This is a genomic window from Rhodococcus sp. IEGM 1307 (genome assembly GCF_030056915.1).
In the GTDB taxonomy this organism is placed as follows: Bacteria; Actinomycetota; Actinomycetes; order Mycobacteriales; family Mycobacteriaceae; genus Rhodococcus_F; species Rhodococcus_F opacus_D.
This window is the reverse complement of the sequence record NZ_JASHKW010000038.1, coordinates 1-9,931: the sequence shown is the minus strand read 5'-3', so window position 1 is coordinate 9,931 and position 9,931 is coordinate 1. Positions and strand designations below refer to the sequence as shown.

Here is a 9,931-nt window from a genome sequence, read left to right as displayed (position 1 = left end):
GCCGTACAACGGCAACATCGTCGATCGACACCCGCCAAGTGTAAACAACACGTGAACGGGAAGTGGACGAGTGTCCTGCCCGAGACCGTCTTTCAGGTCCCGAGCTCCTTCACCAACGCATCGACCACGGCCACAAGGTCACCGCCGGTCGCCTCCGCGACCTGACGTTGCCGCTGGTAGGACGCCCCGCGACGGGGAATCTCGGCGACGGCGGCCAATTCGTCCGCGCAGCCGAGTCGCACGGCGGTCGGGGCCAGCTTGTCGAGCAGGTCGTTCAGGTCGTCGGTGACGAGCCGCTCGTTGCTGTCCTCGTCGAGAATGATCTCGGCGTCGAGCCCGTACCGCGCGGCCCGCCACTTGTTCTCCTTCACGTGCCACGGCTGCAAGTTGGGCAGGTTCTCGCCCGCCTCGAAACGCCGGTCCAGGTCGACGATCAGGCAGTGCACGAGCGCGACGAGGGAACTGAGTTCGGCGCGGGTGGAGATGCCGTCGAAGACGCGGACCTCGATGGTGCCCCACCGCGGCGCCGGCCGGATGTCCCAGTGCATCCCGCCGATCTTGGTGATCACCCCGGTCTTCATCTGGTCGCTGATGAAATCCTCGTACTGCCCCCAGTTCGCGAACTGGTACGGCAGTCCAGCGGTGGGAAGTTGCTGGAACATCAGCGCACGATTACTCGCGTACCCCGTGTTGACGCCGGCCCACATCGGTGAGGACGCCGACAGCGCGAGCAGATGCGGGTACCGCTGCAGCAGCGCGTTGAGGATCGGGAACACCTTCTGCGGCGAGGACACACCGACGTGGACGTGCACACCCCAGATGAGCATCTGACGGCCCCACCATTGGGTGCGTTCGATCAGCTCGTCGTAATCCGGTGTGCGCGTGACCAATTGGGTCGACCACTGTGCAAACGGGTGTGTTCCCGCGCAGATCAGATCCACGCCGAGCGGGTTCGCCGCCCGCCGCAACAGGTCGAGCGACTCGTCGAGGTCGTCCATCGCCTCACCGACGGTGGAGTGGATACCGGTGACGAGTTCGACGGTGTTGCGCAGCAACTCCTTGGTGATCCGCGGATCCTCGGGACCGGCGAGATTCGCCACCGCGTCGAATACCTCCGCGGCCGTGTTGGAGAGATCCCGCGTGACCCTGTCGACCAGCGCGATCTCCCACTCGACGCCCAGTGTCGGCCGCGGCGAACCGGGAAAAGGAACTACCACGGTTTCGATCCAACCACAGGCCGCAGGGGACGGCAGCGCACCGACATCCCGGCCGAAGCCGGGATGTCACGCGACTCAGCTGGCGCCGATGACACCGCAGGCCACCCGGGAACCTGCGTCCCCGGTGTTCAGGGTTTCCTGATCGGGGGCGGGTGCGTAACGGGTGGGGATGTTGGCGAAATTGTCGGAACCCGAATGGATCATGACGGCGGTACCGCTGTCACCGTTCTTCAGGTCCTCGACCGTGAAGGCGTCGGTGGTGGTGACCAATTCGGCCGTGCCGTCGGCCAGAACCTGCAGCGAGGTGAGGTCACCGCTCGCGGGGTGCCCCGAGTGGCCTTCGGCCTGGAAGTGCCCGCCGGCGGACAGGAAGTTTCCGGGCGCACCCCCGGTTGGTGCCACGGAGTTCGTCTCACACTTGCCGACGGAGTGCACGTGGAAACCGTGGAATCCGGGTGTCTGATCCTTGACGGAAACGGTGACCTCGACGTGGCTGCCTGCCTGCTTGAACGTGGCGGTGCCCACGTCTTCGCCCTCGGCGTTCTTCAGCGCCGCGCTGACCGCGCCGCTCTCCGCGGCTTCACCGGAACCGCTCTCGGCGTCGCCGGGAACGCCTGCGGCGCTGGGATCGGCGGCGCCGGTCCAGACGGGAGGAGTGGTGCCGGGAACGTCGGTCGGCTCCTCGTTGTTACTGCAGGCGGTCAGTCCGAGTGCTGCAATGGCCACCACCGGGGTGACAATGCGCCAGGACATCCGACGGGTAGAACTCGAGGCCATCAAACCGCTCCTTTGGGGTGGCGAAGAAGTGCATCTGATCATAACCGCGGCGACGGTGCACCGACCGTCCGGTCTACTGCGCGGAGGTGACGATGACGATCACACCGGCGGACGAATCGGCGATACCCGGGAACCGCGGCTGGGCCGATACCCCGAGCTGCGCGGCGATCTCCGTGGCCGCTTCCTTCTCGGCGGCGGAAGTGCCGTAGTACACCGTGGTTTCGGAGATGGTGCCGTCGCTGTAGTTGCCGGTTTCCGACACCGTCCACCCCGAGGACATCAGTTCGGTGGCCGTCTGACTCGCGAGACCGGTGACGTTGCTGTTGTTGAGCACCCGCACCGGGACCGACGCCGCGGCGGCGGACTTCGAGGTGCTCGAGGCACCGGACGTGGTGCTCGCCGCGGACGTCGAGGTGGCGCCCGCCGCTCCGGCAGCCGTCGTCGGGCGCGCGGCGGGAGTGGTCGTGGCGGCCGCCGTGGTCGTGACGGTGGCGGCGGTCTCCTCCGAGTCCGAGCCTCCCAGGGAGGCGAACCCGAGACCCGCGAAGAGAATCGCGAGGGCGATCAGCACCATCGCGAGGGCACGTAACGGCGGGCCGGACGATTCGGGTTTCGGAGTACTCACGATGTCGACCTTAGCGACCGGGTGCTACGTGACGTCGAACCCGAGGCGACGGGCGGCGCGGGCCTTCTGCCTGCTCGCGCGCAGCCGTCGCAGCCGCTTCACGAGCATCGGGTCGGCCGCGAGTGCCTCCGGCCGGTCCACCAGTGCGTTGAGAACCTGGTAATACCGGGTGGCGGACATGTCGAACAGCTCTTTGATCGCTTCTTCCTTCGCGCCGGCGTACTTCCACCATTGGCGCTCGAAGGACAGGATGTCGTGCTCCCGACGCGAGAGGCCGTCGTCGCCGACGTCCTTGACCCCCGCCGAGTTGTCGCCGTCGATGCGCTCGGACTGGGTCCGACTACGCGCTGTTGCGCCGTCCATCTCACTCCTCGACTACTAGCTCTCGCTCGACCTCAGCGAAACCACGTTCCCCCGGCTCCTCGATCGCGTGGCCGACCGAGCAACGAATTACACCGCTGTACTTCAGCGACTATTCAACCACGACGAACGCCGCGGGCAGTGCGAACGGCTCGGGCGCGCCGCACTATCCTTGACGACCATGGCCATCCTCCCCATCCGGATCGTGGGCGACCCGGTATTGCACGAACCGACCGAGGCAGTGTCCCAGTCACCTGCGGAACTCGCTGAGATCATCGCCGACATGTACGACACGATGGACGCCGCCAACGGCGTCGGGCTCGCCGCCAACCAGGTCGGCCTGCCGCTGCGGTTGTTCGTCTACGACTGCCCGGACGTCGACGGAGACGGCACGGCGCTGCGCCGCCGGGGTTGCGTCGTCAACCCGGTCCTCGAAACGTCGGAACGACCCGAGACCATGCCGGATCCGGACGACGACGTCGAGGGCTGCCTGTCGGTGCCGGGCGAGCAGTTCCCCACCGGGCGGGCCGAGTGGGCGAAGGTCACGGGCACCGACGCCGACGGCAACGCCGTCGAGATCGAGGGGCACGGCTTCTTCGCACGCATGCTCCAGCACGAGGTCGGTCACCTCGACGGCTTCCTCTACGTCGACATGCTGGTCGGCCGCAACGCGCGCGCCGCCAAGAAGACCATCAAGCGCGCCGGCTGGGGCGTTCCCGGCCTCAGCTGGGTGCCGGGAACGGTCGAAGACCCGTTCGGGCATGACGACTGACATTCCGCTCGGAAGCCGGGTGGTGCTGCGATACCAGCTGCCACCCGGCCACAGCCATCCGATGACCGACGTCATCGGGGTGCTGGAGAGCGTCGACCCGGTGGTGATCGTCCGCGCCGCGGACGGCTCGGTCGTCGAGGTGGATCCGGAGCGGGTGGTCGCGCTGAAGGCCGTCCCCGCACGACCGGTGCGCGCGAGCGAGATCCGATCCCTCGAACTGGCCTCCGCCGACGGCTGGCCGGGTGTCGAGCACACGTGGATCGACGGGTGGCTCGCCCGCTACGGTCACGGCTTCACCGGACGCGCCAACTCGGCGGCCCCGCTCGGCGACCGTGGGCCGGTGGGCAGCCTGGACGACGCCTCCCCCGGCGGCACGCTCGACCGTCTGCGCGAGTGGTACGCCGAGCGCGACCGCCCCCTGCGGTTGCTGATCCCCGACCGGCTGGGCGAGGTGCCGCTCGGCTGGAACGTCAGCGACGAAGTGGTCGTCATGGCGGCGGACATCGACAACCTGGCACTGCCCGAGGGCCCACGAACCACCACCGTCACCGATCACCCCGATCCGGACTGGCTCGCCCTCTACCGCTACCGCGGGTCCGCGCTCCCCGACTTCGCCGTCGACGTGCTGGACTCGGTCCGCGGCGGCACCCTCGGGTTCGGCCGGATCGGCGCCGCCGACTCGACGCTGCTGGCCGTCGCCCGCGGATCCGTCACGTCCGCGCCCGACGACCGCCGGTGGGTCGGGCTCACCGCGGTCGAGGTCGCGGAGGCTCACCGCCGCCACGGAATCGGCAGCCTCATCTGCGGCGACATGATCAACTGGGGACGCGAACACGGCGCGACCCACGCGTGTCTGCAGGTCGCCGTCGAGAACGAGGGCGCGCAGGCGATGTACCGCAACCTCGGCTTCGTGGCGCACCACCGGTACCGCTACGCCACCGAACCTGGCGGCTGACGACCTGTCGGAGAGTGCCGCTAGGGTGGCTGCCGTGCGCATCGCAACCTGGAACGTGAACTCTGTTCGTGCCCGTACCGACCGGATCCTGGACTGGCTCCAGCGGTCCGACGTCGACGTGCTGGCGATGCAGGAAACCAAGTGCAAGGACGAGCAGTTCCCGTACGAGCGTTTCCGCGAACTGGGCTACGAGGTCGCACACGTGGGCCTCAGCCAGTGGAACGGCGTCGCGATCGCGTCCCGCGTCGGTCTCGAGGACGTGCAGATCGGGTTCGAGGATCAGCCCGGCTTCCACAAGGACCCGGAGGTCGCGCCCGCGCAGGAAGCCCGCGCCATCGGCGCCACGTGCAACGGCGTCCGCATCTGGAGCCTGTACGTCCCCAACGGTCGTGAGCTGACCGATCCGCACTACACGTACAAGCTCGACTGGCTGGCGAAGTTGCACACCGACGCGGTCGGGTGGCTGGGGCAGAACCCGGACGCGCAGATCGCGTTGGTCGGCGACTGGAACGTGGCCCCCACCGACGAGGACGTCTGGGATCCGGCGCTGTTCGAAGGCAAGACGCACACGTCCGCACCCGAGCGTGAGGCGTTCCAGGCATTCGTCGAATCCGGATTCGCCGACGTCGTCCGGCCGCACACCCCCGGTCCCGGTGTCTACACCTACTGGGATTACACCCAGTTGCGGTTCCCGAAGAAGCAGGGAATGCGCATCGACTTCGTGCTGGGTTCGCCCGCCCTCGCCGGCCGCGTCGACAAGGCCGAGATCGACCGCAACGAACGCAAGGGCAAGGGCGCCAGCGATCATGCGCCGGTCATCGTCGACCTCGGCGACTGAGAACGCAGCACACCGAGCGCCACAACCGCGCACCCGAATCCGATGAGCACTCCGTGCCCGATGCGCAGTGGGGCGTCGACGTAGAACTGCGGGATGAACAGCGCGAACCCCACTGCCATCGGGATCCCCGCCCACCCGGCGAGTAGCCGGGACCGGGCGATCGCCACGGCGGCAGCGGCTGCGCCGACCGCGACGAGGAGCAGACCGGTGGCGAACAGCGTCGCCTGCGCCGCCCCCATCCGCACGCTTTCGGTGAGGGTTGTGACCGCATTCTCGTCGAGGTCGCTGCCGCCCAGGGCGTGCAGCGCGAACGTTTCGGCCCCGTAATAGGGCAGCGTCAGCCCTGTCCCGATCCACGACGCCGCCACCGCGACCACCGCCGCCCGTTCACCGCCCGTCCCTTTCAGCAGTCCGCTGAGCGCGACGAGCGCAAGCCCGAACGCGATGAATCCGCCGACCGCGGCGAGGTGTGCGACGAGCCACGACGGTGAGGCGAACTCGGCCCGCCCGTCCGGCGCCCCGCCCGCTGCGTAGGGACGCACCAAGGGGTACACGACGAACAGGACGCCGGCGAGGGCGAACAGCGCCGCGGCGCAGATCCGTGCGACCCCGGTACGACTCTCGATCCGATCCGACACGGTCATGACGACTCCTCCATTGTGAGCACCGCTCTCTATGCAGAGCAGTATTCACAGCAGAGTCGCAGATGGCAAGAGCAGTGCTCTCGCGAGTGGGGCTACTCGGCAACCAGGACGTCGAGGTACTCAGGATTGAGCGCCAAGTAGCGCTGGACATACGTGCAGATGGGACGCACTTTCCAGCCACGCCGACGCGCCGAGCCGAGCGCCTCGCCCACGAGGACCGCGGCCAGCCCGCGCCCACCGAACTCTTCCTTGACGACCGTGTGCATGAACGCGACCACCTCGCCCGGCTTCGCGGTGAATCCGGGAATGTCGTCCTCGTCCCGGTAGCCGAGGATGCCGACCAACTCGTCCCCCAGCCACAGATCGAATCGTTCATGGGCAGGGTTGTCGAGCACGCGAGCATCAGCGGCCGTGATGTTCCCCGACGACTCGGAACTGTTCGAAATGTGATCCATGCCACTCATGGAATCAGTAAGGCGGCATCCTCGCGAGCGGAATCGCTGCTCCCGGAACCGTTTCGTTGCCGACGAGTGCCCGATTCGTGGCCCGACCGCAGTCAGCCATCCACCGGAACGACGAGGTCGCGGTACTCGGGATGCGCCGAAACGAAGCGCTGCACGTACGTGCACACGGGCCGGACCTTCCAGCCGTACCCGCGGGCGAGGTCGAGGGAGCGACCCACCATGAGGGCGGCGAGTCCGCGGTGGCCGAAGTCCTCCACGATCACGGTGTGCATGAACGAGACCACGGGCGCCTGCCGCCCTCGACTCTTCGGGCCCGGCGGCCGAGCGGCCACAACGCCCACGCCGGCACCGGCGCCGGGCGGGGTGTCCGCGAGGTCGAAATACCCGAGGATGCCGACCAGATCACCACTCAGGCGTAGCTCGAATCGGTTCTGATCGGCGTTGTCGATCACGTCCACAACCTGCGCGTCTGTCAGCATGGCTATCTCCTGGGGGTATGTGTCGTAATCGAAATGTGATGTTCATCACCCTTTATACCGATGCCGGGAACTGCTGTCCAAGTTTCACCCGAATGATTGCTCACAGAGATCTCGGTTACAGTTTGTGTGACAACTACACATCCACGGGGGCTCGCACCAGCGGGCTGAGAGGACGGCTAGGGCCGTCGACCGTCGAACCTGTCCGGGTAATGCCGGCGTAGGGAGCATCATCGATGAGCACACACGTATCTACAGCCACGTCCGTCACCACGGGGCCGATCGAGGGCAGCACCAAGCAGTACCTGCTCTCGGGCGACGACATCCGGGTGCCGGTCCGGCGCGTCCACCTCACCAACGGTGAACACCTCGACGTGTACGACACGTCGGGTCCGTACACCGACGCGGACGCCACGATCGACCTGGAAGCGGGATTGCCGCATCTGCGCGCACCGTGGATCGCCGGCCGGGAGGGCACCCAACTCGACGCCGCTCGCGCCGGCGTCGTCACCGCCGAGATGCAGTATTGCGCTGCACGCGAGGGTGTTTCACCCGAGACGGTGCGCACCGAGGTCGCGGCGGGACGCGCCGTGATCCCGGCCAACCGCTGCCATCCCGAACTCGAGCCGATGATCATCGGCAAGGCGTTCGCGGTGAAGATCAACGCGAACATCGGCAACAGCGCGGTCACGTCGTCGATCGCGGAAGAGGTCGAGAAGATGGTGTGGGCGACGCGGTGGGGTGCAGACACCATCATGGACCTGTCCACCGGCAAGAACATCCACGAGACACGAGAATGGATCCTGCGCAATTCGCCCGTGCCCGTGGGAACCGTGCCGATCTACCAGGCGCTCGAAAAGGTCGGCGGCGACCCGACCGCGCTCACATGGGAGATCTACCGCGACACCGTGATCGAACAGTGCGAGCAGGGCGTCGACTACATGACGGTCCACGCCGGTGTACTGCTTCGCTACATCCCGCTGACAGCACGTCGGGTCACCGGAATCGTCTCCCGCGGCGGGTCGATCATGGCAGCCTGGTGCCTGGCCCACCATCGAGAGTCATTCCTGTACACCCACTTCGGCGAACTGTGCGAGATCCTCCACCGCTACGACGTCACGTTCTCGCTCGGTGACGGTCTGCGCCCCGGCTCCATCGCGGATGCCAACGACGAGGCCCAGTTCGCGGAACTGCGCACCCTCGGGGAGCTCACGCGGATCGCGAAATCCCATGGGGTGCAGGTGATGATCGAAGGTCCCGGGCACGTCCCGATGCACAAGATCGTGGAGAACGTGCGCCTCGAGGAAGAGTTGTGCGAGGAGGCGCCGTTCTACACGCTCGGGCCGCTCGCCACCGACATCGCGCCGGCGTACGACCACATCACGTCCGCGATCGGCGCGGCGATGATCGCGCAGGCCGGCACCGCGATGCTCTGCTACGTGACACCCAAGGAACACCTGGGACTGCCGAATCGGGACGACGTCAAGACCGGGGTCATCACGTACAAGATCGCGGCGCACGCGGCGGATCTCGCGAAGCAGCATCCGCGGGCGCAGGAGCGGGACGACGCGCTGTCGAAGGCCCGGTTCGAATTCCGCTGGCACGACCAGTTCGCGCTGTCCCTCGACCCGGATACCGCGCGGGAGTTCCACGACGAGACGCTGCCCGCCGAGCCGGCGAAGACGGCCCACTTCTGCTCGATGTGCGGCCCGAAGTTCTGTTCGATGCGGATCTCCGCCGACGTGCGCGAGTACGCACAGCAACATGGACTCGATTCGGTCGAAGCCATCGAGGCGGGCATGGCCGAGAAGTCGAGCGAGTTCGTCGACGCAGGTGGTCGCGTGTATCTGCCCGTCGAGGCCGTCACCTCAGAGAATCGGTAAGGTCCCCTTCGTGAAGCTGCTGCCCCTGACCCCCGACGGCCAGACCCCCGTCCGAGTCCTCACCATCGCCGGCACCGATTCCGGCGGTGGCGCCGGGATCCAGGCCGACTCGCGGACGATGGCGCTGTGCGGCGTCCACGCCTGCGTCGCGGTCGCCGCGGTGACGGTGCAGAACTCGGTGGGCGTCAGCGGTTTCCACGAGATTCCGCCGGAGACGGTGGCCGCGCAGGTGCGGTGCGTCGTCGACGACATCGGGGTCGGGGCAGCGAAGACGGGCATGCTGGCGTCGACGGCCATCATCGAGGCCGTCGCCGCCGTGTGCACCGAGGTCGGGATCGGCCGCGACCTACCGGTCCCGCTGGTCGTGGACCCGGTGTGCGCGTCGATGCACGGAGATCCGCTCCTGCACGCCGAGGCGCTGGACGCCGTGCGGAACACGCTGATCCCGATCGCCACGGTGGTCACCCCGAACCTCGACGAGATCCGGTTGATCACCGGCATCGAGGTGGTGGACGACGCGACCGCACGCCGGGCCGCCGAAGCGCTGCACGCGCTCGGGGCGCAGTGGTCGATCGTGAAGGGCGGGCATCTCCGGACGTCGGCGTCGAGCACCGATCTGCTGTTCGACGGCGACAGGTTCCTCGAGTTCAGCAGTCCCCGCATCGACACCGGCAACGACCACGGCGGCGGCGACACCCTCGCGGCCGCCATCGCGAGCGCGCTCGCCCACGGGTGGTCCGTGCCCGATGCGGTGGCGTTCGGTAAGGAATGGGTCACCAAGTGCCTGGAGGCGTCGTACGACCTGGGCGCCGGTCACGGCCCCGTCTCTCCACTGTGGCGACTTCGTCACCCGTGAGTACTTATTAACGTCCGGGGGGCTGTTGCGGAATTGAGTGAGGGCGGTCCGGGTGCGGGTGTCT

At 67.5% G+C, this 9,931-nt stretch carries 12 protein-coding genes and 1 riboswitch; of the genes, 5 read left to right on the top strand and 7 right to left on the bottom strand.

What is annotated here, in order from left to right:
- Positions 1-92 precede the first annotated feature (92 nt).
- From QM841_RS41100 to napA, 4 genes are all read right to left on the bottom strand, one after another.
- Positions 93-1,217, bottom strand: coding sequence for a glutamate--cysteine ligase (locus QM841_RS41100; protein WP_105421248.1), 1,125 nt, complete (start codon positions 1,215-1,217; stop codon positions 93-95).
- A gap of 75 nt (positions 1,218-1,292) precedes the next feature.
- Positions 1,293-1,994 (bottom strand): superoxide dismutase[Cu-Zn], encoded by a 702-nt coding sequence (gene sodC / locus QM841_RS41095; RefSeq protein ID WP_280779814.1) that lies wholly within the window; start codon positions 1,992-1,994, stop codon positions 1,293-1,295.
- Positions 1,995-2,067: 73 nt separating this feature from the next.
- On the bottom strand, positions 2,068-2,619 hold the full coding sequence (locus QM841_RS41090) for a LytR C-terminal domain-containing protein (RefSeq protein WP_283336514.1): 552 nt from the start codon (positions 2,617-2,619) through the stop codon (positions 2,068-2,070).
- Positions 2,620-2,643: 24 nt separating this feature from the next.
- Positions 2,644-2,982, bottom strand: coding sequence for a nucleoid-associated protein NapA (gene napA, locus QM841_RS41085; protein WP_144287974.1), 339 nt, complete (start codon positions 2,980-2,982; stop codon positions 2,644-2,646).
- Positions 2,983-3,160: 178 nt separating this feature from the next.
- Here napA and QM841_RS41080 point away from each other — a divergent pair, with 178 nt between their 5' ends.
- From QM841_RS41080 to QM841_RS41070, 3 genes are read left to right on the top strand one after another with little or no spacing between them, the layout of a single operon-like run.
- On the top strand, positions 3,161-3,751 hold the full coding sequence (locus QM841_RS41080) for a peptide deformylase (RefSeq protein WP_280779812.1): 591 nt from the start codon (positions 3,161-3,163) through the stop codon (positions 3,749-3,751).
- Positions 3,741-4,706: an N-acetylglutamate synthase, CG3035 family gene (locus QM841_RS41075; RefSeq protein ID WP_283336513.1), complete on the top strand. Its 966-nt coding sequence runs from the start codon at positions 3,741-3,743 to the stop codon at positions 4,704-4,706. Before QM841_RS41080 ends, QM841_RS41075 begins: the two co-directional genes overlap by 11 nt.
- Before the next feature lie 34 nt (positions 4,707-4,740).
- Positions 4,741-5,544: an exodeoxyribonuclease III gene (locus QM841_RS41070; protein ID WP_105421297.1), complete on the top strand. Its 804-nt coding sequence runs from the start codon at positions 4,741-4,743 to the stop codon at positions 5,542-5,544.
- Here QM841_RS41070 and QM841_RS41065 read toward each other — a convergent pair.
- The 3 genes from QM841_RS41065 to QM841_RS41055 all read right to left on the bottom strand — a co-directional run bounded on the left by QM841_RS41065 (position 5,511) and on the right by QM841_RS41055 (position 7,131).
- Positions 5,511-6,188, bottom strand: coding sequence for a hypothetical protein (locus QM841_RS41065; RefSeq protein ID WP_283336512.1), 678 nt, complete (start codon positions 6,186-6,188; stop codon positions 5,511-5,513). The genes QM841_RS41070 and QM841_RS41065 overlap by 34 nt on opposite strands.
- Before the next feature lie 92 nt (positions 6,189-6,280).
- Entirely contained in the window at positions 6,281-6,643 is a 363-nt protein-coding gene (locus tag QM841_RS41060; RefSeq protein ID WP_283336511.1) for a GNAT family N-acetyltransferase, read from the bottom strand.
- A 101-nt stretch (positions 6,644-6,744) separates the two neighbouring features.
- Positions 6,745-7,131: a GNAT family N-acetyltransferase gene (locus QM841_RS41055; protein ID WP_283336510.1), complete on the bottom strand. Its 387-nt coding sequence runs from the start codon at positions 7,129-7,131 to the stop codon at positions 6,745-6,747.
- Positions 7,132-7,264: 133 nt separating this feature from the next.
- A riboswitch (TPP riboswitch) is annotated at positions 7,265-7,372 on the top strand.
- On the opposite strand from QM841_RS41055, the gene thiC reads away from it, so the two are divergent.
- Positions 7,365-9,011: a phosphomethylpyrimidine synthase ThiC gene (gene thiC, locus QM841_RS41050; protein WP_283336509.1), complete on the top strand. Its 1,647-nt coding sequence runs from the start codon at positions 7,365-7,367 to the stop codon at positions 9,009-9,011. (Overlaps the previous riboswitch by 8 nt.)
- A gap of 10 nt (positions 9,012-9,021) precedes the next feature.
- Complete coding sequence (thiD, locus tag QM841_RS41045; protein ID WP_105421232.1) at positions 9,022-9,867, top strand: bifunctional hydroxymethylpyrimidine kinase/phosphomethylpyrimidine kinase; 846 nt, start codon at positions 9,022-9,024, stop codon at positions 9,865-9,867.
- Positions 9,868-9,931: the final 64 nt, after the last annotated feature.